This window comes from Janthinobacterium sp. SUN128, assembly GCF_030587275.1.
GTDB classification, from domain to species: Bacteria; Pseudomonadota; Gammaproteobacteria; order Burkholderiales; family Burkholderiaceae_D; genus Janthinobacterium; species Janthinobacterium lividum.
On the sequence record NZ_JAPWHY010000002.1, the window covers coordinates 46,595 to 70,468 of the forward strand.

Annotated in this window: 21 protein-coding genes; 4 read left to right on the forward strand and 17 right to left on the reverse strand. The window is 64.4% G+C overall.

Going from position 1 to position 23,874, the window contains the following annotated elements; all coding sequences use genetic code 11:
* Positions 1-2: 2 nt before the first annotated feature.
* From O3297_RS20200 to gspG, 9 genes are read right to left on the reverse strand one after another with little or no spacing between them, the layout of a single operon-like run.
* Positions 3-494: a type II secretion system protein gene (locus O3297_RS20200; RefSeq protein ID WP_305049784.1), complete on the reverse strand. Its 492-nt coding sequence runs from the start codon at positions 492-494 to the stop codon at positions 3-5.
* On the reverse strand, positions 491-2,515 hold the full coding sequence (locus tag O3297_RS20205; RefSeq protein ID WP_176376755.1) for a secretin N-terminal domain-containing protein: 2,025 nt from the start codon (positions 2,513-2,515) through the stop codon (positions 491-493). The genes O3297_RS20200 and O3297_RS20205 overlap by 4 nt, the downstream gene beginning before the upstream one ends.
* Positions 2,515-3,036, reverse strand: coding sequence for a hypothetical protein (locus O3297_RS20210; RefSeq protein WP_070253562.1), 522 nt, complete (start codon positions 3,034-3,036; stop codon positions 2,515-2,517). Before O3297_RS20210 ends, O3297_RS20205 begins: the two co-directional genes overlap by 1 nt.
* Positions 3,033-3,605: a hypothetical protein gene (locus tag O3297_RS20215; RefSeq protein ID WP_305049787.1), complete on the reverse strand. Its 573-nt coding sequence runs from the start codon at positions 3,603-3,605 to the stop codon at positions 3,033-3,035. Before O3297_RS20215 ends, O3297_RS20210 begins: the two co-directional genes overlap by 4 nt.
* Positions 3,602-4,150: a hypothetical protein gene (locus O3297_RS20220; RefSeq protein ID WP_092611234.1), complete on the reverse strand. Its 549-nt coding sequence runs from the start codon at positions 4,148-4,150 to the stop codon at positions 3,602-3,604. The genes O3297_RS20215 and O3297_RS20220 overlap by 4 nt, the downstream gene beginning before the upstream one ends.
* Positions 4,147-4,965, reverse strand: a complete 819-nt coding sequence (locus tag O3297_RS20225; RefSeq protein ID WP_305049789.1) for a hypothetical protein — start codon at positions 4,963-4,965, stop codon at positions 4,147-4,149. Before O3297_RS20225 ends, O3297_RS20220 begins: the two co-directional genes overlap by 4 nt.
* On the reverse strand, positions 4,958-6,664 hold the full coding sequence (locus O3297_RS20230; protein WP_305049791.1) for a GspE/PulE family protein: 1,707 nt from the start codon (positions 6,662-6,664) through the stop codon (positions 4,958-4,960). Before O3297_RS20230 ends, O3297_RS20225 begins: the two co-directional genes overlap by 8 nt.
* Positions 6,661-7,866, reverse strand: coding sequence for a type II secretion system F family protein (locus O3297_RS20235; protein WP_305049792.1), 1,206 nt, complete (start codon positions 7,864-7,866; stop codon positions 6,661-6,663). The genes O3297_RS20230 and O3297_RS20235 overlap by 4 nt, the downstream gene beginning before the upstream one ends.
* A gap of 36 nt (positions 7,867-7,902) precedes the next feature.
* A complete protein-coding gene (gspG, locus tag O3297_RS20240; protein WP_099395142.1) occupies positions 7,903-8,346 on the reverse strand; it encodes a type II secretion system major pseudopilin GspG in 444 nt (147 codons plus the stop codon).
* Positions 8,347-8,811: 465 nt separating this feature from the next.
* Here gspG and O3297_RS20245 point away from each other — a divergent pair, with 465 nt between their 5' ends.
* From O3297_RS20245 to O3297_RS20255, 3 genes are all read left to right on the forward strand, one after another.
* Complete coding sequence (locus O3297_RS20245) at positions 8,812-9,570, forward strand: NF038120 family PEP-CTERM protein (RefSeq protein ID WP_305049794.1); 759 nt, start codon at positions 8,812-8,814, stop codon at positions 9,568-9,570.
* A gap of 43 nt (positions 9,571-9,613) precedes the next feature.
* Positions 9,614-12,766: a S8 family peptidase gene (locus tag O3297_RS20250; protein WP_151093286.1), complete on the forward strand. Its 3,153-nt coding sequence runs from the start codon at positions 9,614-9,616 to the stop codon at positions 12,764-12,766.
* 112 nt (positions 12,767-12,878) lie between these two features.
* A complete protein-coding gene (locus tag O3297_RS20255; protein WP_034782162.1) occupies positions 12,879-13,298 on the forward strand; it encodes a protease inhibitor I9 family protein in 420 nt (139 codons plus the stop codon).
* Here O3297_RS20255 and O3297_RS20260 read toward each other — a convergent pair.
* The 4 genes from O3297_RS20260 to O3297_RS20275 all read right to left on the reverse strand — a co-directional run bounded on the left by O3297_RS20260 (position 13,295) and on the right by O3297_RS20275 (position 18,650).
* The gene (locus O3297_RS20260; RefSeq protein ID WP_305049797.1) at positions 13,295-13,966 is read right to left on the reverse strand and encodes a LuxR C-terminal-related transcriptional regulator; all 672 of its coding nucleotides are present in this window, start codon (positions 13,964-13,966) and stop codon (positions 13,295-13,297) included. The genes O3297_RS20255 and O3297_RS20260 overlap by 4 nt on opposite strands.
* Positions 13,963-14,661, reverse strand: a complete 699-nt coding sequence (locus O3297_RS20265) for a winged helix-turn-helix domain-containing protein (RefSeq protein ID WP_305049799.1) — start codon at positions 14,659-14,661, stop codon at positions 13,963-13,965. Before O3297_RS20265 ends, O3297_RS20260 begins: the two co-directional genes overlap by 4 nt.
* 346 nt (positions 14,662-15,007) lie before the next feature.
* The gene (locus O3297_RS20270) at positions 15,008-15,646 is read right to left on the reverse strand and encodes an NF038129 family PEP-CTERM protein (protein ID WP_305049800.1); all 639 of its coding nucleotides are present in this window, start codon (positions 15,644-15,646) and stop codon (positions 15,008-15,010) included.
* 10 nt (positions 15,647-15,656) lie between these two features.
* The gene (locus O3297_RS20275; RefSeq protein ID WP_305049802.1) at positions 15,657-18,650 is read right to left on the reverse strand and encodes an ExeM/NucH family extracellular endonuclease; all 2,994 of its coding nucleotides are present in this window, start codon (positions 18,648-18,650) and stop codon (positions 15,657-15,659) included.
* Between the two features lie 429 nt (positions 18,651-19,079).
* On the opposite strand from O3297_RS20275, the gene O3297_RS20280 reads away from it, so the two are divergent.
* Entirely contained in the window at positions 19,080-19,808 is a 729-nt protein-coding gene (locus O3297_RS20280) for a PEPxxWA-CTERM sorting domain-containing protein (RefSeq protein ID WP_070282754.1), read from the forward strand.
* 46 nt (positions 19,809-19,854) lie between these two features.
* Here the strand turns inward: O3297_RS20280 and O3297_RS20285 are convergent, their stop codons facing one another.
* The 4 genes from O3297_RS20285 to O3297_RS20300 all read right to left on the reverse strand — a co-directional run bounded on the left by O3297_RS20285 (position 19,855) and on the right by O3297_RS20300 (position 23,874).
* Positions 19,855-20,877 carry a TIGR03790 family protein gene (locus O3297_RS20285; RefSeq protein WP_318526564.1) on the reverse strand — a complete coding sequence of 341 codons (1,023 nt, stop codon included), beginning with the start codon at positions 20,875-20,877 and terminating at the stop codon, positions 19,855-19,857.
* A 139-nt stretch (positions 20,878-21,016) separates the two neighbouring features.
* A complete protein-coding gene (locus O3297_RS20290; RefSeq protein WP_305049803.1) occupies positions 21,017-21,595 on the reverse strand; it encodes an FxDxF family PEP-CTERM protein in 579 nt (192 codons plus the stop codon).
* A gap of 84 nt (positions 21,596-21,679) precedes the next feature.
* The gene (locus O3297_RS20295) at positions 21,680-22,237 is read right to left on the reverse strand and encodes an FxDxF family PEP-CTERM protein (RefSeq protein ID WP_034782143.1); all 558 of its coding nucleotides are present in this window, start codon (positions 22,235-22,237) and stop codon (positions 21,680-21,682) included.
* 182 nt (positions 22,238-22,419) lie between these two features.
* Positions 22,420-23,874, reverse strand: a complete 1,455-nt coding sequence (locus O3297_RS20300) for a mannose-1-phosphate guanylyltransferase/mannose-6-phosphate isomerase (protein ID WP_305049806.1) — start codon at positions 23,872-23,874, stop codon at positions 22,420-22,422.

Consider the following 23,874-nt stretch of genomic DNA (forward strand, 5'->3'; position numbering starts at 1 on the left):
GTTCACCATAGACGGTAAGGCACGTTGTTCAAGCCCGTTTTGCCGGACGTACAATACACATCGTAGACATCGTCGCCCTCGCGTGGTTCGGCCGCTTCGCTGGCGTAGCTGCGCTTGCCCCACGTTTGCGCATCGCTCAGGCCAGCGTCCGCGTTGAACGGGTCGCGCGGCACGCGGCGCAGGAAAAACAGCTTGCTGCGCTTCGGGTTGCGCTGGTCAGGCACGCCCTCGACCAGCAGTTCCAGGTTTTTCGGATAGCCACTGGCGTCTGGCGCGCGCAGGATACGGCCCTCGTCGCCGGCCCGTTTATAGGCATCGAGCCCCTGGCGGATCTCGCGCAGCGCGCGCCGCAATTCCTGCTCCTGGCGCCGCTGCACCGTTACCTGGGTGACGGGGATCACCAGGGTGGCCAGCACGCCCAGGATGGCCAGGGTCACCAGCAGCTCGATCAGGGTGAAGCCGCCCTGCCCACCCTGCGCATGCGCCAGTCTCATTTGACGGGCGGCGGCGGCACCACCGGCACCGGCTGGCTCGATGACAGCGGCAAGGGCGCCGCCTGCAGCGGCACGGGCTGGCCCGACGATATCGGCAAGGGCGAGGCGGCCGGCTCGGGCGACGGCGCCACTTCCGGCGCCGGAACGCTCTGCGGCAAGGCCGATGGCACCTGGCCGGGCACCATCAGCGGCTGCGCCGGCGCCGGCTGCATGCCGACGGCCGACGGGCCGGAACGCACGATCACCGTGCCCGGCATCTGCGTGGGCGCCTTGGCCGCCATGTCGGGCCGGCGGCGGAAGCTGCCTTCCGTGCCGGCCGAGAATTCCGATTCCTTGGCTTCCGGACGCTGCACCGTGCGCACGAGGTGCGGCGTGATCGACAGCACGATTTCCGTCTTCTGGCTGTCGTCCTTGCTGCTGCCGAACAGGCGCCCCAGCACGGGTATGTCGCCCAGGCCAGGCACCTTGTTGCCCGAACTGCGCTCTTCATTGTTGATCAGGCCCGCCAGCACCTGGTTTTCGCCATCCTTCAGTTGCAGCATGGTCGACGCCTGGCGCGTGCCGATCTGGTACAGGGTCGAGCCGCTGCGGGTGGTGGTGGCCGCGCCCAGGTTGCTCACTTCGAGCGAGATGCGGATGCCCACTTCATTGTTCAAATAAATGGTCGGCTCGGCATTCACCGTCAAGCCCACGTCCAGGTAACTGATGGACTCGGAAGCGAAGCCGCCCGTGCCCGGCGAAATGGTGGTGGTCACCACGGGCACCCTGTCGCCGATGACGAACTTCGCCTTTTCCCGGTTGCGCACGCGGATGCGCGGATTGGCCAGGATATTCGCGTCGCCGTCCGTCTTCTTGGCGTTCGCCGTCACGGACAGGTCGCTCACGCCGATGGTGCGCTGGTTCAGGTTATTCAAGTCACTGATGGTCAGGCCCGCGCCGCCCGAGGTGGAGAGCGGCGTCAGGGTCAGGCTGGTGGGCCAGGCCACGCCCAGTTCCATCAGGCGGCTGCGCTTGACTTCGAGGATTTCCAGTTCCAGCACGACCTCGGCCTCCGGCACGTCCTGCAGCGCGATCAGGCGCTCGGCCAGGCGGATCGCCTCCGGCGTGTCGCGCACGATGACGAGGTTGAGTTTTTCATCGGCCACCACGTCTCGCGTCTTCAAGATGGTCTTGAGGGTGTTGGCCACCTGCTTGGCGTCCGCATTCGCCAGGAAGAAGGTTTTCACCAGCACTTCCTGGTACTCCTTCAATTTTGCCGCCACGTTCGGGTAGATCAAGATCGTGTTTGCATCCATCACCTGCTGTTCCAGCTGGTTCGTCACCAGCAGGAAGTAGACGGCCGACTCCACCGTGCTGTTTTTCAGGAAGATCGAGGTTTTCGCATCCGCCTTGACGTCCTTGTCGAAGACGAAATTGAGGCCGGAACGGCGCGCGATCAGCTCGAACACCTGTTTTAATGGCGCTTCGCGAAACTCGATCGTGATCGGCTGCTTGTACGATTTGGCCAGGCCCGATTCGACGACGGGCGGCGCCGTTTTGTCATCGACCTCGCGCAGCAGCGCGCGCGCGCCGGCGTGATTCGGCTGCTCCGTGAGGATGGCATTCAGGCGCTGGCGCGCCGGGTCGTAGCGCTTCGCGTCGATATCCTTTTGCGCCTCGGCCAGCAGCTTGCCATGGCGCTGCTCGCGTTCGAGCGCGCGCAAGCCGCTGTTGGCACGCTCGTTCTGCGCATCGATTTCCAGCACGCCCATAAACGAGGCGCGCGCCAGGTCGCCCTGCCCCGCCTGCGCCTGGCGCTCGGCCTGCTGCAAGCGGCTGCCAGTCGCCCGTTCGCGCGCCTGCAGATAGGCGCTGCGGTATTGCGCATTGCCGGGGTCCTGCTGCAGCGCCTCCTGCAGTTTTTGCAGGCCGGCCGGGATTTGATCTTGCGCAATCAGCTCGCGCCCGTCGCGGTAGGCTTGCTGCCCTGCGCAGCCGGACAGCAGCAAGAGCAGCAGCGCCGATGAAAAGGAACGAGACATCACTCGGAAACTCCAATGTTGAGCTGCTGAACCTGGTTCAACGGCAGATAAGTGAGCGTCATGACGGGCGGCGCAATCGTCACGACCTTGTAGGCGCCATCGATGACGGTATTGGCGCGCACGATATAGGTCTTGTCGGCGCGCGACAAAAACACTTCCCAGGCGCCATCGGCGGCCGCCTTGCCCAGGTAGACGAAGGGCAGCGGCGGCGCCATCGGCGGTGGTGGCGGCGGTGGCGCGACGGCTACCATTTTCGGCGGCGGCGGATTCCAGTTCTGGCTCTGGAAGACAGCGCCGGCGCCGGCAAAGGTATCGCCATCCTCGCCCGCCACTTCGCTGCGCGGCAGCAGGGCCAGGATGGCCGGCTGCGCGGCTGGCGGCTTGGCGGCCGCATGGCGCGCGGGCGCGACGGCCCGCTCCACCGCTTCGGCCACCTCGGCCACAGGCTGCCGCTCGCCGAACAGCAGCAAGGCGCCCGCGCCCAGCACGCCGGCCAGCATGAGCCAATGGCGCGGGGTCATGGCGCCTCTCCCGCATCGCCAGGCGTATCGGTCAGATAAAAGGTGAGGCGCAAGCGCGCTTCGAGTTCCGTATCGGCGATCTGCTCGCGGCGAAAACTCAGTTCGTCGAGCGAGGCGAAGGGGACGGCGCGCAGCGCTTGCAGCGCGAACTGCCACACGGCCGCATAACTGCCCTTCAGCGGCAAGGTCACCTGATAGCTGGCAACCCTGCTGGCCTTGTCGTAGCCGCTCTTGTATTCGCCCTGCGCCAGCAGCAAGCCGTTTTTCGCGGCCAGGTCGAACAGCTGCTTGACTTGCTGCTCCGCGTGGCGCTGCTGTCCCAGGGCGGCATAAAAGCGCGCCAGGTTCTCGTTGGATGTCGCCGGCGGCGCCGCGATGACTGCGGCCAGCGATGGCTGCGGCAAGGGCCGCGCTTCCAGCTGCGCCGCCACGGCGCGCTGCTGCCACGCCCACGCCCAGGCTACCATGCCCAGCGCGAGCAGGGCCAAGGCCAGGCAGGCAGGCGCGCCCAGGCGGCGCAGCAGCAGTTGCGCGCGCAGGCGCAAGCTATTGATGTCGATGGCCATCATGGCGTGCCCCAGCGCGCTTCAAGCTGGAAGCGCAAGGGTTTGTTCGGATCGAGCGCGTTGATTTCATGGCGCAGCAGCTGCACGCGGGTGCCGAACAGCTCCTGCTGCTTCAGTTGCGCCACATACGCGACCATGGCGTCGCTACTGGTCGTCTCGGCAGTGATCTTCAGCACGCGCTTGCGCGCATCCGGTTCCAGCGCCAGCAGCGCGATGGCGGGTGGCGTGGCGCTGGCCAGCGCATCCTGCACGTCGCGCCACGGCAGATTCAGTTGCAGGATGGCCGCATTCACGGCCGCCGCCTGCGCCGGCGCGATGGGTGTTTGCGGTGCAGCCACCGGTCCCTGCGTGGCGGCCATGACGCGCTGCTGCGCCAGCCGCCAATGTGCCTCGCTTGCCTGCTGCCGCTGCAGCGCGGCGCTGCCGCAGTACGCCGCCGTGGCGATCAGCGCCGCACCAACGGCGCCGATGCACCATGCCCACGCGGGCACGCGGTGCAGGCTGCGGCGCCAGCTGGGCGGCGCGAAATCGATATCGAGGCGCGTCATGCCACGCCCCCGCTGCAGGCCAGCCGGGCGGCCGGCGACAAGGCGCCGTCCCCATCCGGCGTGGATAAAATCTGGCAGTGGAACGCTTTCGCCTGTGTCAGCCATGCGGGCGGCGGCGCGCCGCACAGCTGCAGCAGCGCCGGTGCGGGCACGCCTTGCAGCAGCGCCTCGCGCGCCAAGGTCTGCGCCAGCCAGGCATGGCCGGCGTCTGCGGGCACGGGCAGCGCGCGCACGGCGCGCAGGCGGCCATCGTGCCGCACGCCCAGGGTCAGGACGTTCTCCTGCAACTGGCCGAACCACTCCCCTGGCTTCAACGCGCCGTGCCAGCGGTTCCAGTGGCGCGCGAATTGCGGTGCGATAAAAATCAGGGCCAGCTTGCGTGCGTCGGCCACGCGCGTCAGCTGCGCCAGCAGCGCACGGGGCACGGCGCAAAAGAACGGCGCGCGCACATCCCAGGCGCTGCTGCTGTGCCACAGGCCGGGCGCATCGCCATACAGCGACTGGAAGCGCAGCGCGGCGGCAGCCTCGATATCGGCCAGGCGCGCGGCGCCTTGCGGCATGTCCACTTGCCACAGGCGCGCCAAGCCATCGTCAAGCACCACGGACAGGGGCCAGCCGGCGTATTGGCTGGCTGGCAGAATCTGTTCCAACGCCTGGCCCAGGGCGGCAAAGTCGCCATGCAGCGTGCCGTCCGGCACATATGCGGCTTCGCCCAGCAATATCCATGCAGGGGCGCGCCAGCGGCTGCTGCGCCACAGGCTCACCTTGCCCGCCGCCACGCCCAGGCGCAAACCTTGTCCAAAACCTCTACGCATGCAGGGTGACCCTCTTGATTTCCGTGATGGTGGTGGCGCCCCGCTTGACCAGTTCCAGCGCCGCCAGGCGCAGGCTGCGCGTGCCGTTCGCATACGCGGCCGCCTTGATCTGCCGGATCGGTTTCTTGTCGACGATCAGTTCGCGGATTTCATCGGTCAGCACGAGGATTTCGGCAATCGAGCGGCGCCCCTTGTAGCCCGTGCCGCGGCAGTCGCCGCAGCCCTTGCCCTGCTTGAATTGATACTGCGCCACGTCGGCGCGCGCCAGGCCCACGCTGGCCAGCTCACCATCGTCGGGCGTGTAGTCGGTGGCGCAATGGGGGCAGTTGGTGCGGATCAGCCGTTGCGCCCAGATGCCGTTCAGGGCCGAGACGAACGCATACGGATCGATGCCCATGTGGGTAAAACGGCCGAACACGTCGAAGACATTATTCGCATGCACGGTAGTGAGCACCAGGTGGCCCGTGAGGGCCGACTGCACGGCGATTTCCGCCGTTTCGCGGTCGCGGATCTCGCCCACCATGATCTTGTCGGGGTCGTGGCGCAGGATGGAACGCAAGCCCTTGGCAAACGTCAGCCCCTTCTTTTCATTGACGGGTATCTGCAAAATGCCGGGCAGCTGGTATTCGACGGGGTCTTCGATGGTGATGATCTTTTCGCGCCCGTTGTGGATTTCCGTCAGCGCCGCATACAGGGTCGTCGTCTTGCCGGAGCCGGTCGGTCCCGTCACGAGCAGCATGCCGTAGGCTTCCTGCGCCAGCGCGCGCAAGGCTTCCAGCGATGGCGCGTCAAAGCCCAGCGCTTCCAGGGTCAGGGCGCCATACGCCTCGATCATGGCGCGCTTGTCGAGGATACGGATGACCGCATCCTCGCCATGGATGCTGGGCATGATGGAGACGCGCAGATCGATTTCGCGTCCGCCCGATTCGACGCGGAAGCTGCCGTCCTGCGGCACGCGGCGCTCGGCGATATCGAGTTCTGCCAGCACTTTCAGGCGCGAGATGATGTGCTCGGCCACTTCGATGCCGTTGACGGACGTGGCGTGATCGAGCACGCCGTCGACGCGGTACTTGACGGCCAGGCCGCCGGCCGTGCTTTCCAGGTGGATGTCGGAAGCGCCCGCCTTCAGCGCGTCATATAAGGTCGAGTTGACCAGCTTGACGGCGGGACTGGCCGCTTCCGACACACTGGCGAACGACAGCACGGCCGCCGTCTTGCCGTCGCGCCGCGCATCCGTGGCGGCGCCGGGCAGCAGGCTGTCGACGGCGCGCGCCGATTCTTCCTGCTTCGACAGATAGGCGCCGATGTCGGCCTGCAGCGCCAGACGCACGTGCAAGGCGCCCTGCCCGGCGCGCGCACTCAGCCAGGTTTGCAGGTCGAGATCGAACGGGTCGGCAATCACGCCCACCAGCTGGCCGTCGGCGGCGCGCAGCAGCACGCTGTGGCGCGCCAGCGCCTGCGACAGGGGCAGCACATCGAAGGCGGGAGAAAACGCCAGCATGTCGGCCGTTTCCAGCACGTCCAGGCCGAACGGGCGCGCCAGTTCGCGCACCACAGCGCGCGCCTCGATGCCGCTCAGTTCCTGCAATTCCTCGACCAGGCTGCGCTTCGATTGGCGGCTCAGGACGCGGGCGCGCTGCAGTAGGTCCGCGTCGATGGCGACGCTGGCCAGGGTGGATTCGGCAGCGGTCTGCATCATGAAATATCGCCGGCAAGGTCAAAGATGGGCATGTACAGCAGGATCACGATGGCGCCCACGACCAGGCCGATGCCAGCCATCAGCAAGGGTTCGAAAGTACGCGTAAAGCGGTCGATCCAGCGGCTGATTTCACCGTCGTAGAAGGCGGCCGACTGCGTCAGCATGGGCCCCATGTCGCCCGTGCGCTCGCCCACGCGCAGCATGCGCAGGGAAATCGGCGTCGTCAATTGATGCTGCTCGAAGGCGGACGACAGGGGCTGGCCCGCCTCGATGGCGCCGCGCGCGCCCTGCAAGGATGCCTGCATGCCCGGCGAGACCATCGCTTGCACGGTGGAAATCGCCTGCACGATGGTGATGCCGCCTTCGGCCAGCATGCCCAGGGTCAGGTACAGGCGCGACAGTTCATAGATGCGCACGCGCTCGCCGATGCCAGGCAGTTTCGCCAGCAGGCGCGCCACGCCGCCATGGCGCAGCACGCGCCGCACGGCCATGAACACCGCGCTGCCGGCGAGCGCCAGCCCAAGCAGCAACAGCACGCCATGCTGCGTGACGAACTGGCCCCAGCTGAGCATGACTTGCGACATCCACGGCAGGTTGCGCCCTGCGCCCTGGTAGACCTCGGCGAAACGGGGCACCACATAGCTGATCAGGAAGGCGCTGACGCCGCCGCCCACGGCCAGCAAGATGGTGGGATAGATGGCGGCGCTGACGATCTTGCCACGCACCGTATCGATGCGCTGCTGGTAGTCGATGTAGCGCGACAGCGCGCGCGGCAAGTCGCTCGTGCCCTCGGCCGCCTTGACGATGCCGATATACAAAGGGGGGAACAGTTCCGCCTGCTCTGCCAGCACGGCGGAAAAGCGCTTGCCTTCGCGCAAGCCTTCCAGCAGGCGCGTGAGCACGCTGCGCGTGGCCGGCGACGCTTCCTTTTCCAGCAAGGCTTCCAGCGCTTCGACGATGCCCAGGCCCGCTTGCAGCAGCGCCAGCAATTCCTGGCTGAACAGCAGCAGTGGCAAGGCCCGCGCCCGCTGGCGCCCGGCCGCGCTGAACGGCGTGGCACGCACGGGGCGGATGGCGCTGACAAACAGGCCGCGCGCTTCGGCCTGGCGGCGTGCGTCGGCTTCGTCGCGGCCGTCGATCACGCACGTATGCAAGGTTGCTACGGCCTGGTCCGTGGAAAGCGCGCGTACTTCGAACTGCATGATGGCTTGTCCGTAGGAAAAAGAATGGCGCTGGCGTTATTGCGAGCTGATGTCGGCGTTCTCGCCGCTGCCGCCCGGCTGGCCATCCTTGCCCATCGAGACGATGTCGTACTCGCCCTTGCTGCCAGGCGCGCGGTATTGATAGGCATGGCCCCACGGGTCGAGCGGCACGGCCTTTTTCAGGTAGGGGCCATTCCAGCGCGTGCCGGCGGCGGGCGGTGCGACCAGCAGCGCGGCCAGGCCTTCTTCCGTGGTGGGATAGCGCCCCACGTCGAGGCGGTAGGTGTCGAGCGATTTTTCAAACGCCTCGATCTGTGCCTTGGCCACCGTCACTTCGGATTTGCCCAACTGAGCGAAATACTTGGGGCCGACATACGCCGCCAGCAAGCCGATGATCACGATGACGACCAGCAATTCGAGCAAGGTAAAGCCGCGCGCATGGCGCGTTGCCGCAAGGTTCTGCCTGTGTACTGCATGCATCCGGTAACTCCTTATTGCCTACCTTCAATACATTGCGTCGCTGCGCGCGGCGGATGGCCACGCACAGGCGACACGCGCTTGCCTGATGCTTATCAGCCTACCATGCCGGTTATGGTTCATACAATCTTTTCTTTGCACTGTGAACAACAAATTCCGGCGGAAACCATCCAGTGTGCGCGAAACCGCCACGGCGACGCGCGCGCTTGACTGGCTGGTCAATCACTCAACTATTTTCAATGCGGAAACTATCTACTACTGGTTACCAATTCATAGTAAGTGATGAATTTTATTCATTCATTATTTGTAACTTTCAAATTAAATTTGCAAGAATATCAAACAATGAAATTGCCTCTTTTGCTATAGTAAAAATCAATTTTCTACGTATTGGTCTTATCCGTCCACGCAGGAAAGAGCATCCCAGACGCAAAACATATTGCATCCTACATAATCACCAAGGGAAAATTCATGACTCGTATTGTGCATTCGAAGGCAGCTTCCGCAGCAAGTCCTTTCTCGGCCAAGCAGTGGACCGGCGCCGCCATCCTGGCCCTGTCCGCCGCCTGGGCCCCCGCCGCCATCGCGGACGTGATCAACTTTGACAATCTGGATAGCCAGTTCGTCGGCCATGGCGACTCCCTGGAATTCGGCAAATTCCTGCTGACGGGTGCTTCGAATACCGCCGGCGCCAGTTATGGCGACCTGGTCGGCGCCGTGTTCGACGGCACGGATCCGGCCGCCTGCGGCATGGCGTGCCCGACCAACAATACGAGCCATTACTATGCCTCGCTCAACGACGGCATCATCTACCTGGACCCGCTGAACCCGGGCGGCAGCGTCAGCCTGCAGGGCTTCGACGCCAGCTTCATCGGCTACGCCCAGGGCGTCACCTATCCGGCGGTAGCCGGCCTGCTGCGCGTGCAAGGTTTCTACGCGGACGGCTCTTCCCTGTATGAAACATACCAGCTGGGCGGCCCCATCGGCGGCAACTTCCAGTTCCAACACTACAACACCAGCGCCAGCTTCGGCAGCCAGCAATTCGCCTCGCTGGCCTTCTTCGGCTTCACTTGCAACACGGCCGGCAATTGCAACGCCTTCAGCACCAACAAGGGCCAGTTTGCGCTCGACAATATCGTCGCCTCGGTACCGGAGCCATCGACCTACGCGATGATGCTGCTGGGCCTGGCAGGCATCGGTTTCGCGGCGCGCCGCCGCCAGCAAGCCTGATTTTCCCCTTTCGATTCCCGCTACCGTCACCAGGAAACCCTACATGACATTCCGTCCCGCCTTGCGTCCCATTTCGCTCGCCGTGCTGAGCCTGTTTGCCAGCCTCAGCTTCCAGGCCCACGCCGACGACCTGCGCCGCCCCTACATCGTGCAACTGAACGACAAACCGATCGCTTCCTACACCGGCTCGGTGGAAGGCCTGGGTGCCACCCAGCCTGCCGCCGGCGGCCGCCTCGACCTGGCCAGCACACAAGTGCAGCTGTACGGCGACTACCTTGAACAGAAACAGGCCCGGGTACAAGCCCTCGTCGCCGCCGCGCCCGTGCAATACCAGTACAAGATCGTCCTCAACGGCTTCTCCGCCCTGCTGACCGACGCCGAAGTGCGCCAGTTGCAGGCGAGCGGCGAAGTGGCCAGCATCGCCCCCGACGAACCGCGCGCCCTGCAGACAAACTACACGCCCACCTTCCTGGGCCTGGACCAGCCGGGCGGCCTGTGGAGCCAGCTGGGCGGCAAGCAGCATGCGGGCGAAGACATCATCATCGGCATCGTCGATGGCGGCGTGTGGCCGGAAAACCTGTCATATGCGGACAAGGTCGACGCCAACGGCGCCCCGACCTTCGACCCGAACGCCACCCTGGCCTACGGCGCCGCGCCGGCCGCCTGGAAAGGCAGCTGCCAGACGGGCGAAGGCTTTACGCAAGACCACTGCAACAACAAGCTGCTCGGTGCGCAATACTTCAATGCCGTGCGCCTGACCGAGACGGACAAGATCCAGCACTGGAGCGAATTCACCTCGCCGCGCGATTCCATCGGCGACCCGAATGGCGAAGGCGGCCACGGCACGCACACCTCGTCCACCGCGGGCGGCAATGCGGGCGTGCCCGTCACGGCCAACGGCACGCCGCTGGGCGCCATTTCCGGCGTGGCGCCGCGCGCCCGCCTGTCCGTCTACAAGGTGTGCTGGTCGTACAATCTGGCTACCCAGCCGACCGGTGCGAAGAACGGCTGCTACGGCGGCGACAGCGTGGCGGCGATTGAAAAAGCCGTGCAGGATGGCGTACACGTCATCAATTACTCGATCAGCGGCGGCGGCACCGTCAACGATCCCGTCGAGCAAGCCTTTTTGCACGCCTCGAATGCGGGCGTCTTCGTTGCCGCTTCGGCCGGCAATGCGGGACCGGCCAATACCGTGGCCCACGTCAGCCCATGGATCACCACGGTGGCCGCCTCGACGCACAACCGCGCCAACCAGGCCAAGGTGACCTTGAGCAACGGCGCCAGCTACACGGGCGCCTCGCTCAACTACAATCCGCTGCCGGCCACCACCCTGATCCGCGCGCAAGACGCGGGCCTGGCCGGCGCCGATGCGCAAAAACTGGCCCTGTGCTACCGCGCCGGCGACAACGGCGGCGTGGCCCTGCTGGATCCGGCCAAGGTCGCCGGCAAGGTCGTCAGCTGCCTGCGCGGCACCACGGCGCGCACCGACAAGGGCGTCGCCGTGCTCGAAGCGGGCGGCGCCGGCATGGTGCTGGTCGACACGGGCGTGGGCCTGGTGTCCGACCCGCACGTACTGCCGGCCGTGCACGTGAGCGCCGCCGATGGTGCGCTGATCAATGCACAGGCGCAAACGGGCACGGCCACGGCCGCCATCTCGCGCTTCGTCACCAACGGCAACGGCCCTGCCGCGCCCGTGGTGGCCGACTTCTCGTCGCGCGGCCCGAACCTGTACGACGCCAACCTGCTCAAGCCGGACGTCACCGCGCCTGGCGTGGACATCCTGGCCGGCGGCACGCCTGCCCTGTCGCGCGCCCAGCGCGACGCCGTGCAGGATGGCAGCCTGGTACCTGCGCAAGCCTACATCTTCCTGCAAGGCACCTCGATGGCCAGCCCGCACGTGGCCGGCCTGGCCGCCCTGCTGCGCCAGCAGCATCCGGACTGGAGCCCGGCCGCCATCAAGTCGGCCCTGATGACGACCGGCAGCACCACCTTGCCCGACATCCAGGCAGGCGACGCGCGCGGCATCCTGCCATGGGGCCAGGGCGCCGGCCACGTGACGCCGAACAAGGCGACCGATCCCGGCCTCGTGTATGACGCCAACCTGGCCGACTACAAAAAATACATGTGCGGCGTCGGCATGACGGCCGAGTGCGCGGGCGGCACCCTGGCCGGCTACAACCTGAACATGCCGTCCATCACCATCGGCAACGTGCTGGGCACGCAAACGGTAACGCGCCGCGTCACCAACGTGGGCAGCAGCAGCGCCACCTACACGGCCAGCGCCTCGCTCAGCGGCTACAGCGTTGCGGTGGCGCCTGCCACCCTGGCGCTGGCGCCCGGCGAAACCAAGTCCTTCACCGTCACCCTGACGCGCACCACGGCGCCGGACAACGCCTGGCAGTATGGCGCCCTCGTGTGGAGCGACGGCGTGCATACGGTACGCAGCCCCGTCACGGCCCGCTCGGGCCGCGCGGTGCAGTCGCCGGCATTGCTGCAGGCCGACAAGGTCAGCGGCCTGCGTTCGCTGACCCTGTCCACCGGCTTTGCCGGCAAGGTCGGCGCGGCGACGGGCGGCCTGAAGGAAGTGGCGCGCAGCGCGCAAACCATCAGCCAGGCCGCGCCGGGCAGCGTGGAAACGCTGGTGCAGATGGCCGACGCGTGCAAGGCGGGCGGCAGCGGCGTGCGGGTCGTCAATGTCAGCATTCCCGCCAGCACCGTCGTGGCGCGCTTCGAAATCTTCGACCGCGACACCAGCGAAGGCGCGGGCAATGACCTCGACCTGCTGCTGCTCAACAGCGCGGGCGCGACCGTTGCCACCTCGGCCACGGCCGGCTCGAACGAGGCGATCACCGTGACCACCCCGGCGGCAGGCAGCTACAAGGTGTGCGTGGTCGGCTATGAGCTGGCGAATGGCGCGTCGACCGGCTTCGGCCTGTCGTCGGCCGTCGTCACGACAGCCGACAAGGGCGGCAACCTGAAAGCCACCCTGCCTACCAAGGTGTATGTGGGCGGCAGCGCCACGGCCGGCGTCAGCTGGTCGGGGCTGGAAACGGGCAAGCGCTACCTGGGCGGCGTAGTCTTCCTTGATGGCAACAACGCGGCAGCGTCCACCACCGTGCTGTCGGTGGAGACCAACAGCCCGTTGCCGCTGGCCGTCCCCAGCCAGCGCAACGTGAAGGCGGACGCCAAGCTGTAACGGTATCGCTCCAGGCGGTAACACGACGCGCCCTGCGGGGCGCGTTTTTTATGCGTAACACGCGTACAATCGGCGCACGGGCAACTCGTCCGCCATGCGCAAAGGAGTTTGCATGTCCGCATTTCGCCTCAGCATTGCCATCCTGGCCGGCATGGCCAGCCTCCATGCACTGCCTGTCGCGGCGCAGGCCGCTGCGGCGCGACTATCCTATCTGGTGCAATTGCGCGCCCCGCCGCTGGCCTCGCAAGCGGACGGCGTGCATAGGCTCGATACGGACAGCGACGCGGCGCGGCGCTACACGGCCCAGCTGGAAGCGCAGCAGCGCGCCGTGCTGGCGCTGGTGCCCGATGCCCCAGTGCAATACCGCTACACGGTGGCCTTCAATGGCTTTGCCGCCATGCTGACACGCGCCGAAGTGGCGCGCCTGCAAGCGAGCCCGGACGTGGCACGGGTATCACCCGGCAGCATCGAACACACGCAAGATGGCGGCGGCAGTGGCAAGCCGCAGGCCAGGCCGCAGGACCAGCGCTAATGGCTGAGCAAGCGCAGCGCGATGCCGCGCGACACGGCTTGCATGCGATTGCTCACGCCCAATAATTTGTAGATACGCTGCAAATGGCTTTTCACGGTGGCGCCGCTGATACCGAGAATTTCCCCCACCTCGTCATTGCTTTTCCCCTCGCGCACCCAATGCAGCACTTCCAGTTCGCGCGCACTGGCCGCGCGCGTGGCAGCGGGGCCCGTCATGCGCGCACGCTGGCCGCCTGGCAGCGCCAGCCAGTGCACGTGGAGGTAGGGCAACAGCAGTTCCAGCACATACGCCTGGCGCGCAGCGTCCGCCGGTATCACGGCGAACAGGGCAAAAAAGCTGCCGCCGGCATCGCCCACGCTGCCGTGCACCAGCACGCCGTCGATCACGGCAGCCCCCTGGCCGCCCGCGCGCCAGGCCAGCGCAAGGTGCGCCAACTGGCCCTGGCGCTCGCGCAGCAGCGCGTGATCGGGCGCGGCGCTGTGCCAGGCTTCGCTGCGCAGCACGGCACCATCGGCATCCAGTTGCGCGCACATTAATATGTCGTGCGGCAACAGCGTTTGCAGCGGCCCCTGGCTCCACAAAAAGAAATCGCCGGGCGCGGCGATGCCATGCGCGCCGAGGATGGCGTGCAGCAGGTATTCCTGCTCCCGCCCCGTCAGCAGCATCATGCGCACATGGCGGCGTCAAACGCCAGATAGCGGTAGCCGCTGCCGCGCACGGTTTCGATGCGGTGGCCGCAACCGCCCGGCTGCAGCGCCTGCCGCAAACGCCCCACGTGGGCGTCGACCGTACGCTCGTCGAGATACGCTGCATGGCCCCATACCTGGTCCAGCAACTGCGCGCGGCTATGCACCCTGCCCGGATGGTTCATCAGGAAATGCAGCAGCTTGAATTCCACGCGGCCCAGGTTGACGGGCACGTTACCGGCCGTCACGCGCAGGGTGTGCGGGTCGAGCCGCAGCGCTGCCGTGCCTGCGCGCAAGGCCGATGGCGCGCGCCGGCGCAGCAGCGCGTGCACGCGGGCCAGCATTTCACGGGGACCGAAAGGCTTGCACAGATAGTCGTCGGCGCCGCTTTCCAGCGCCAGCACCTTGTCCTGTTCGCTGTCGCGCGCGCTGACCATGATGATGGGCAAGTCGCACAGCACGCCATCCTGGCGCACCTGGCGCAGCAGCGCGATACCGGACGCATCCGGCAGCTCCCATTCCAGCAGCAGTACATCGGGCGGGTCGGCCGCCAGCAGCGCCAGCGCGCCGCGCGCATCCAGGGCGCAGCTGACCCGGTAGCCGGCGCCTGCGAAGTTATGCGCCAGCAGCGCTTGCATGGCAGGCGCAGGGTCCAGCACCAGGATATGGCCAGGCATCGATGCATCTCCCGAAAAAAGTTGGCGGCAATCTATGAAGAACTAAGTAATCGCCAGAAAATTATTGTGAATTTATAGCAAACAGAAGTGGATGTGATGCAAGGCGCCCGGCGCGACGCAGTGCGAGCACTGCTAGCGATGGGTAACGCAGCAGCGCGCCACTTATGGAAGCTAGAAAACACAAGAATTTATTGGGGGTTACTTAGACTGCCCGACAAGTTTTTTACTATGCATCAAGCGTAAAACGGTGACCAATACAATTTAGTTTCCTGATTTATAGCTATTTCAAATAAATAAACAAAAAAACACAGCGGCCCGCAGGCGCGCTGTGTCCAGGCTGGAAAGACTAGGCCCGTGTGCCAGGCTGGCGGCGGCGCAGGGCAAAGCCGATCAGCGCCAGGCCGCCCGTCAGCATCATCCATTCCGACGCTTCCGGCACGGCCGAGATCGTCGCGATGCTGGCGTAGCTACTGCCCGCAATGCTGGCGGGCAAGCCGCCGTTGAGCGGGGTCAGTTCGAATTGCACGAGGTTGCCGTTCGCATTGCCCAGATAAGCCATGCCGGTGTAGTCGAGCAAGCCCACGCCAAACGTCGTGCCCGCGTTGCCGGCCGTGTTCAGGAAGTCGCCGCCGAAGACGATATTGAAACCGAACTTGCCGCCCAGGGTCACGTTGTGAAACCAGTCGTTGTAGGCACCGCTATTGCCGAAGGTCAAGGTACCGGGCAAGCTGCCGCTGACATTGCCTTCCTGCGATGCCAGCGCGCCGAACGCTCCCGAAAAATTGCTGAGCACAGCGCTGGCGCCCGGCGCGGGACTGTTGCCGGCGATAAAGGCGAAGTCGAGGAAACCGGCGCCCGAGAACTGGCTCGTGTCGATTTCCACGCGGTAGCCGAGCGGATCCGCCAGCGCCAGGCTGGAGCTGGCGGCCAGCACGGCGGCCAGGACGGTGCGGCGCAGGGTGAGGTTGAATGTCGGTGCAAACATGGTCATGTCCTTAGAAGTTGCCGGCGAAGATGCTGGCCGAGTAGGTGATCGTCACTTTCGACGGATTGGTGAAACTGACGGCGAACGAGGCTGTCGCGCCTGGCGCCAGGCTGGCCGCGTTGACGGTGACGAAAGCCGCACCCGCATGGCTGCCCGTGGCGTTCGCCAGGGTCACGCCCGCCGGCAAGCCGCCGAACGCCACCTGGAACGGGCCGTTCAAGGCGCTGCTACCCGTGTTGGTGAACGAGAACGTCCCCGTGTATTTCTGCGTGGCGCGGTTGAAGGCCAGGCCCGAGCTGGCTTGCGCCACGCCGGCCGTGATGTCGCGGTAGGCGGGCTGCAAGTCCAGGCTGATGACGACCGGGTCGTGGTCCGAGGCGCGGTAAGGCAAGCCGTTGTACAAGTCTTGCGGCTTGGCCGAGTCGATGTTGTAGTCGATCACTTCCGGCTCATCCGCATTCACATGCCATTCGGCCACGCCTGCCACTTGCGGGCTCAGCGACGCACTGGCCAGCGCATGGTCGAGGTAGCCGCTCTGGCCGCCGAATACATACGAGTACGGCATGCCGGACGGCCGCACGAAACGCTCGAGTTCATTGACGAAGCCAGCGCCCGTGATGACCTGGATCGGGTCTTCCGCGCCATACGAATTCAGGTCGCCGATGACCAGCACGTCCGCGTCGCCGGCAGCGGCCGCCACTTGCGGCACGAAACTGCCCACCAGACGCTGGGCTTGCTGCACGCGGGTGGCATTCCAGCAGCTCTGGCTATCGTTCTGGTCCGCGTCCAGGCCGCTCGATGGACAGCTGCCCTTCGACTTCAGGTGGTTGACGACCAGCGAGAATTTCTCGCCATTGCCGGCGCGGAAGGTTTGTGCCATGGGCGGACGGTTGTTGATGGCGTTGGCATCCGACAAGGCGCCGCCTACCAGGCCCAGCTTGGCCGGCTTGTAGATCATGGCCACGCGGATGGCGTCCGTTCCCGTGGCGGCCGGCTTCGGCACCACGGCATACGTGACGCCGCCGATGGCAGCGTTGAGCTGCTCGACCAGGTAACTGACGGCCGTTTCGCCATTGTTCTGGATTTCCATCAAGCCCACCACGTCCGCATCGATGGCTTTCAGTTCGGCGACGATCTTGTCGCGCTGGCGCACGAATTCGGCCAGGTTGTCGGCGCCGCGGCAATTGCTCTTGGTGGTAGACGAGCCCACGGTGCAGCCCTGCCCCGTCTGGCCAAACACGTTATTGCCATTGGTAAAGGTCGTAAAGAAGTTCAGCACGTTCGCGCTGGCCACCTTGACGTTGCCTGATGGCAGTTCCGGGCTGCCCGTGCGCGGGTTGTCGCGCGAAAATTGCGGCGTTTGCGTCGGCTGCAGTTTGTAGGCGGCACCGCCACCGCCGATGGCGCCAAAGTCCACCACGCCCGTCAGGTCGGCCACCGTGTCGCCGCTGCGCACGGTGTTATCCTGGCCGATGTACGGTATCGTTGGCGGCGCAATGAAAATACCATCATCGAGCACGATCAGGTTGTTCGCATTGGCGGCGATCAAGGCTTGCGCCTCGGCGGAGCCGGCCGGATAACGGTTGGTCGGCACTTCGCGCCGTCCCGCCGACAGAGTCAGTTCGCCGCGCGCGCCCAGGTAGGCGTTTTGCGACACGGTCAAGGGCTGCGTGAAGCGCACCAGCATGCCTTCCACGGCGGCCAGGTTCTCGTTCGGCAAGGTCACATTCGTCGGCACGATGGCGTGGCCCGCGCTTTGCGTGAGGATGGCCGTCACGTCCTTGAATTCCGTATAGGAATTTTTCGCGCCCGACGGCGTGTATTCGACCACCGTGCCCGTCACGCGCACCAGCTCGCCCGGCTGCACGGTGGTGGCCGTCGCGCCCGTGTACACGAAGATGCCGTCCGAGGTCGACGGGTCGCCATCGCCGGCCGCGTCCTGGATGAAGAAGCCGGTGCCTACTTTCAGGGTGACCACGCCCTGCGTCGTCTGCACGGAATTGGCGTAGGGGCTGGTGGCGCCCGATCCCTGGATCTGTGGAATCGTGTGGCTGACGGCAGCCAATCCTTGTACGGCGACATCGATCTTGCAACTGGCGCTTTGCTGCTGGTCGTTGCTGAAATTCACGATGACGGGATAATTGCCCACCGGCACGCCGGCGGCCACCTGCAGGCTGACCATGGCGCTCTCGCCCGCCACGCCGGCCGCGCTGAAATTGGCCAGGCTGATGCCGGCCACGGCCGGCGAGCTCAAGGTGGCGGCGTTCACGACGCCATCGACGTCGGATGCGCGCAGCACGGCGCTGCCGCCATTGCCCACGGCCAGGGCCAGGCTGGCGGGGCAGCTGGTGACGATCTGGTGCACGACAGGGCCGCCGCAGGCATTCAATGGCGAAGCCGTATTGCGCGGCGTCACGCTGCCGGTGGCGAAGTCGGCGCTGTTATCGTCCGTGTCGGCGCAGCCGCCATTCGCACGCGCAATCGACAGCGTATTCGATGGCGCGGGCGCGACGGCGCCCTCAAACCCGTTGGCCGTGCCGAAACCGACCAGGTCGATGACGCCGGGGCCCGTGGGGCTGGTGCCCGTTTGCGCCGTCTTGCTATTGCTCAACAACACCTTGCCCGCCGTACCGGACATGGCCAGGCTGCCCGTGGCATCCGGCGCAGGCAAGTCCTGCGTACCGCCCGCGCCCTTGGCTTGCTGGACCAGCAAATACTGGCCAGGTTGCAATTCGATAGCCGGCAAGGCCGTCACCGACCAGCTGGAACCGGCGGCGGACGCGTATTGCACGCTCCAGTTGCTCACATTCACGGGGCTGGCACCGCGGTTGAACAGTTCGATGAAATCGTTGCGGTACAGCGCTCCCGTATTGCCGCCCCCGCCATACACCTGGCTGATGACGATATCGGAAGCAGCCAGGGCCGGCACGGACAGGCTGGCCAGCAGGGAGGCCATGACGGTCAGGCGCAACGGTGTGCGCAAGGGGGAAAACGAGGTGTGCATGAGGATCCCGGTCGGTAAATAAAGGACGCCGGTCCCGCATGATCGGCCGGCGCGCCACAATTAACAAAAGTATTTCAGACTTGTTATTTGCATATTAAAGGCCCGGGATGACGACTTGATGACATTTGATTAAGCCGAATGGAGTAAGGTGGCGCCCATTAAAGTGGCGACCAAGCAACAAAAATAATTCTGCAGAACATCGCCTCAGCAGCAACAGGCAAAATATGATATATTTCCTACAAATAAGTTTAATTACTTGCAACGATTTAAATGTTGCTGGCGCCCATACTCCAGGTACCAGCAATACAGTCGAAAACGTATCGGGCCCAACCCATGCCTGTTTTTCAGCTGTGCACAGCAACAGCGATGTACCGCATTGGCCCAACGAAGACAGCACACGCTGTCAGCAATAACTCCGCGAGATCAAACATGACCACACCGATCAGTTTCAAATTATCATTCTTACTCGTCACGCTGTTGACCTTGACACACGCGACAGTTAACGCGCAGAACGCGCGCGCGCAAACCGGGGCGGAACAACAGAAACGATGCGAGGCTGCCGGCGGCAACAGCGCCGGTGGCAAGGCAAACAAAAATGACGATATGGACAGCACTTACAGCTCATGCCGGCTGATCGACGGCTATATCGGCATTGATGTCCGCAGCAACGACGGTGTCGGCGAGACAAAGCAATATGACGGCAATGACGCCACGCCCGACCTGAGCAAACCAGCTCAGTCCGGACGCACGCACTCGCTTGGCCTGTTCGACGATGCTGGTTTGAGTGGCATGAATGGCGGCCAGGGCGGCAAAGGCTTAAAGAGCCGCAACTCTGGCAGCAATATCGACCAGTTTACCTATGCGGCCACTGCGGACGAGTTTCCCAGCTGGGATGGCTACCACGCACCCTCGCTCGTGCGTCAGAACGTGCCGGAAGACGTTACGCAATTGCTGAGCTCAACCTCAAGCAGCGGCGGCAGTTTGCCAGCCGGCAGCGGCGTGGGTGGCGGTGGCAGCGGCGGCGGTATCGATACGGGCCGCAATACGGTGCCCGTCCCATTGGTCCCTCCCATTCCTGCCGTTCCTGAACCACAAACCTGGGCCATGCTGATGGCTGGGCTGGCCTTACTGGGCTTTGCCGCACGCCGCAAGGCATAACAAAAAAGGCTCGCAAGAGCCTTTTTTTTCATCGATCAACACCATCTCAGCGCCGGAACCTGGCATACGGCGCCGCCAGGGGATCGCCGATAAACAGGCCTTGCGCGGGCCAGGCCACGCTGCCCCAGTACGCTTCCAGCGCCGTCATGCCGGTCAGGTAGCGCCGCAGCAACACCGTCGAATTGGGAAACTTTTGCCAGTAGTTGCACGGCTCGCTGACGGTACCGTAGCTGGCCGTCGCGCCCGCCTCCAGCCAGCGCTGGCTGCTCATTTGCGCCGTCCCCTGCAGATCGCCACCGAACGAAGTCAGGTGATCCGCCAGGGCGCCAGGCAGGAAGCGCAAGGTGTCGAGCTTGGCGACCTTGGCCATGCCCGTCTGGTACACCATGATGTCCTGCGCCCCATCGAGCACATCGGCCTTCAGGTTCCTGACCGTCAGCTTGCGCTGGCGCACAATCCCGGCAGGCGGAAAAAAAGCGGCACGGCTGTTGCGCGCACTTTCGCTGGTGGTCAGATAATACGCGCTGGCGGCAGGCACGGAAAAACCGCTGACCGTTCCACGATCCACCACGGCCTTGGCCTCTTCCACAAAATCGATGGGCAGCAGCATGGACAGGCGCATGCCCATCTGCGTAAATGGTTGCGGCACATTGCTGTTGAAATAGCTACTGGACTTGCCGGCGTCACACGTCTTCGCGCATTGCCCCGCATCGTAGCCCAGGGTATAGGCGGAAGTGATGGAATTGCATTCGACCGCATATGGCGCACTCCACACCATCAGCACGGCCTGGATATGGGGCTTCAATTGCGCATCGATGCGCTCCTTCAACTGCGCGAACTGATCCACGCTGAGCTTGCGCGGGCGATTCGGGATATTCACGTGCACAACGTTTGCAGGAGGAATGCCATGCGCCTGGCGGTAATATTCGCCCACCGCGATGCTGTTCGGTTCGGCGTCATTGATCACGACAGCCAATTGCGCGGCATGCAATCCCGGCGGCATGGATGGCGCATCCGCATGGGCGATGCCAGCGGCCAACGCCAGCGAAAGGAAGAGAAATTTATGCAAGGTCAATATCGTCGTTGAGGAAGATCGAAGCAGCCGTGCCGCAGCCGCCCACTGTGCGTGACGATTATAGCCCCACGTCGGCCGGCGGCAAAAAAAACGGAGGCCGCAGCCTCCGTTTCATATCCAGAATGTTTTATCTTCAGGCTTGCAGCTTGCGGCGGCGTGCCGCGAATCCCACCAAACCCAGGCCCGCCAGCAACATGCCGTAGGTTTCCGGTTCCGGTACCGGCGTGACGGCCAGGATGCCGCTATAGCTGCCGCCAGTTGGCGAGGCAACATAACCATCAATTTGCAGGAAGTAATTACCAGCAGCCAAAGGCGTGGAACCGGACTGCAGCGACCATGCCTGGTCTTGCGCCGTGAAGTTGATCAGGTCAAGCGCGCCATGAAACAGAATGCCGCTGGCATTACCCAGGCTGAAGCCGGTCAGGGTCAGGCCCGAGTTGGCGCTCGGCTTGAGCGACGTCGCCAATGCGCTCAGGTCATTCAAGCCCGTCACGCTGAACGTGAATTTGTCGCTGAAAAAGTTATTGCCCGCGCCGGCCAACTGGCCTGAGGCCAGCGAAAACGAGCCCAGCAGCTCACTACTGGAATAATCGAGCAAATCTTGCGTCAGATCCACAGTCGCGTGGCTGAGGTCAACCGGCGCCGCATGGGCTGCCAGGCTGCTGCCGGCAAACATGGCGGCCACAAACAGGGATTTCAGGAATTTTTTCATACTTTTCACCAAGAGGACTGCAACTGGCTCAGGCCAGCTGCGGGAAGGAAACGCAAACGAGGATGCCAATCAACCAGGCAGGACTCAAGCCCCATTCTGGCGGCGACGTGCCATGAAGCCCAGCAGACCCAAGCCCGCCAGCAACATCGCATACGTACCTGGCTCAGGCACGGCCGATACCAAGCTGCCATTCGCACTGAAAGCCGCACCCGTGTTCGACACCACATTGCCACTGACTTTCAAGTAATAGGAACCGGCGGCCAGGTTGGCATACGACAGGGTCCACTTGTCATCGATGCCGGTCAACAACTGATCGCCGCCCAGCAGCAAGGTATTGCCAACGCTGCTGTACAAGCCGAAACCCGTCAGGTTCAGGCCATTCGTCGCGCTGCTGCTGCGCGAACTCAGTACCACGCTCAGGTCGCTGGCCTGTGCCACATTGAACGTGAACAGGTCATTGAAAAAATTGCTCTTTTGATTGTTTTTGAACTTGTCACTGAACGTCAGCGAACCGCCCGCTGCCAGATTGACGGCGCCAGGCGTGGAACTGATGTCGACAGGCGCGGCAAAGGCTGCCTGCGCGAATAAAGCTGAGCCGGCAAAGGCCAGCGCGGCCAGCACCGAATACGTATTTTTCTTCATGCGATTCCACTGAGCGTAAATGCGGACGCGCCAGCGCGTCCGCATGAGTTATCTGATCAAACCAGGCAGAATCATAGCATAAAGCAATTTTTTATGTTAACTATTGTTTAATGAAAAGTTACTTTATAGCATCATTCTTTAAGCCAATAGTTTCACGGTGCTGGCATCGCAAAAACCACACCTCAGGCACGCTGGTAGACATCCTCCAGGCGCACGATGTCGTCTTCGCCCAGGTAGCTGCCCGACTGCACTTCGATCAAGTGCAAGGGCAGCTTGCCCGGGTTTTCCAGGCGGTGCGTCATGCCGATGGGGATGTAGGTCGATTCGTTTTCCGTCAGCAAAGTCACCTTCTCGCCACACGTGACTTGCGCCGTGCCGCTGACCACCACCCAGTGTTCGGCGCGGTGATGGTGCATCTGCAGCGACAGTTTGCCGCCCGGATTGACCGTGATGCGCTTGACCTGGAAGCGTTCGCCGATATCGATGCCTTCATAACTGCCCCATGGGCGGTACACCTTGCGGTGCTGCACGTGTTCGCTGCGCCCCGCCTGCTTCAAGTGATCGACCACCTGTTTCACGCGCTGCACCTGGTCCTTGTGCGCCACCAGGATGGCGTCGTCCGTTTCCACCACGATCAAGTCCTGCACGCCCAGCACGGCCACCATGCGGCGCTCGGCGCGCACCAGGCAATTGCTCACGCCGTCGAGATACACGTCGCCGCGCACCACGTTGCCGTTGGCATCACCCTGCTGCACTTCCCACAGGGCCGACCAGGAGCCGACATCGCTCCAGCCGATGGCGGCAGGCAGCACCACCGCATGCGCCGTATGTTCCATGACGGCATAGTCGATCGAATCGGATGGACAGGCGGCGAAGGCTTTCTCTTCCAGGCGGCAGAAATCGAGGTCGCGGTAGCCGTCGCGCACGGCCGTTTCACAGGCGGCCAGCATGGCGGGCTGGAATTGCCCCAGCTCGCCCAGATAGCGTTCGGCGCGGAACATGAACATGCCGCTGTTCCAGAAATAGTTACCGGCGGCCAGGAACGACTGCGCCGTGGCCAGGTCCGGCTTTTCCACGAAGCGCTCGACCTTGCAGCCAGCCGTACCCGACGCCACGGGCGCGCCGCTGCGGATATAGCCATAGCCCGTTTCCGGCGCCGTCGGCACGATGCCGAAAGTAGCCAGCGCGCCATCGGCCGCCAGCAGCGCCGCCTGGGCGATAGCCTGGTGAAACGCAGCCACGTCGGTGATGACATGGTCGGCCGGCAAGACCAGCATCAGCGCCTGCGGGTCGATGGCCAGCAGGTATTGCGCGGCCACGGCCACGGCCGGCGCCGTGTTGCGTCCCACGGGCTCGAGCAAAATGCCCAGCGGCGGCAAGCCGATCTCGCGTAGCTGCTCGGCCACCATGAAGCGGTGCTCATTGCCGCACACCACCAGCGGCGGCATGACCTCGAAATCGGCCAGTCCGCTATCGCCGGCACGGCGGTTGGGCAGGCTGGTCACGCGCAGCGCCGTTTCCTGCAGCATGGTCTTGTCCGTTACCAGCGGCAACAGCTGTTTGGGCAGCACGGCGCGCGACAGCGGCCATAAACGGGTGCCCGAACCGCCGGACAGGATGACTGGATAAATTTTCAT

Excerpts from the sequence above, each read along its gene's own strand:
- O3297_RS20200 (WP_305049784.1), bottom strand. The coding sequence starts at position 494 with ATGAGACTGGCGCATGCGCAGGGTGGGCAGGGCGGCTTCACCCTGATC.
- O3297_RS20205 (WP_176376755.1), bottom strand. The coding sequence starts at position 2,515 with ATGTCTCGTTCCTTTTCATCGGCGCTGCTGCTCTTGCTGCTGTCCGGC.
- O3297_RS20210 (WP_070253562.1), bottom strand. The coding sequence starts at position 3,036 with ATGACCCCGCGCCATTGGCTCATGCTGGCCGGCGTGCTGGGCGCGGGC.
- O3297_RS20215 (WP_305049787.1), bottom strand. The coding sequence starts at position 3,605 with ATGATGGCCATCGACATCAATAGCTTGCGCCTGCGCGCGCAACTGCTG.
- O3297_RS20220 (WP_092611234.1), bottom strand. The coding sequence starts at position 4,150 with ATGACGCGCCTCGATATCGATTTCGCGCCGCCCAGCTGGCGCCGCAGC.
- O3297_RS20225 (WP_305049789.1), bottom strand. The coding sequence starts at position 4,965 with ATGCGTAGAGGTTTTGGACAAGGTTTGCGCCTGGGCGTGGCGGCGGGC.
- O3297_RS20230 (WP_305049791.1), bottom strand. The coding sequence starts at position 6,664 with ATGATGCAGACCGCTGCCGAATCCACCCTGGCCAGCGTCGCCATCGAC.
- O3297_RS20235 (WP_305049792.1), bottom strand. The coding sequence starts at position 7,866 with ATGCAGTTCGAAGTACGCGCGCTTTCCACGGACCAGGCCGTAGCAACC.
- gspG (WP_099395142.1), bottom strand. The coding sequence starts at position 8,346 with ATGCATGCAGTACACAGGCAGAACCTTGCGGCAACGCGCCATGCGCGC.
- O3297_RS20245 (WP_305049794.1), top strand. The coding sequence starts at position 8,812 with ATGACTCGTATTGTGCATTCGAAGGCAGCTTCCGCAGCAAGTCCTTTC.
- O3297_RS20250 (WP_151093286.1), top strand. The coding sequence starts at position 9,614 with ATGACATTCCGTCCCGCCTTGCGTCCCATTTCGCTCGCCGTGCTGAGC.
- O3297_RS20255 (WP_034782162.1), top strand. The coding sequence starts at position 12,879 with ATGTCCGCATTTCGCCTCAGCATTGCCATCCTGGCCGGCATGGCCAGC.
- O3297_RS20260 (WP_305049797.1), bottom strand. The coding sequence starts at position 13,966 with ATGATGCTGCTGACGGGGCGGGAGCAGGAATACCTGCTGCACGCCATC.
- O3297_RS20265 (WP_305049799.1), bottom strand. The coding sequence starts at position 14,661 with ATGCCTGGCCATATCCTGGTGCTGGACCCTGCGCCTGCCATGCAAGCG.
- O3297_RS20270 (WP_305049800.1), bottom strand. The coding sequence starts at position 15,646 with ATGTTTGCACCGACATTCAACCTCACCCTGCGCCGCACCGTCCTGGCC.
- O3297_RS20275 (WP_305049802.1), bottom strand. The coding sequence starts at position 18,650 with ATGCACACCTCGTTTTCCCCCTTGCGCACACCGTTGCGCCTGACCGTC.
- O3297_RS20280 (WP_070282754.1), top strand. The coding sequence starts at position 19,080 with ATGACCACACCGATCAGTTTCAAATTATCATTCTTACTCGTCACGCTG.
- O3297_RS20290 (WP_305049803.1), bottom strand. The coding sequence starts at position 21,595 with ATGAAAAAATTCCTGAAATCCCTGTTTGTGGCCGCCATGTTTGCCGGC.
- O3297_RS20295 (WP_034782143.1), bottom strand. The coding sequence starts at position 22,237 with ATGAAGAAAAATACGTATTCGGTGCTGGCCGCGCTGGCCTTTGCCGGC.
- O3297_RS20300 (WP_305049806.1), bottom strand. The coding sequence starts at position 23,874 with ATGAAAATTTATCCAGTCATCCTGTCCGGCGGTTCGGGCACCCGTTTA.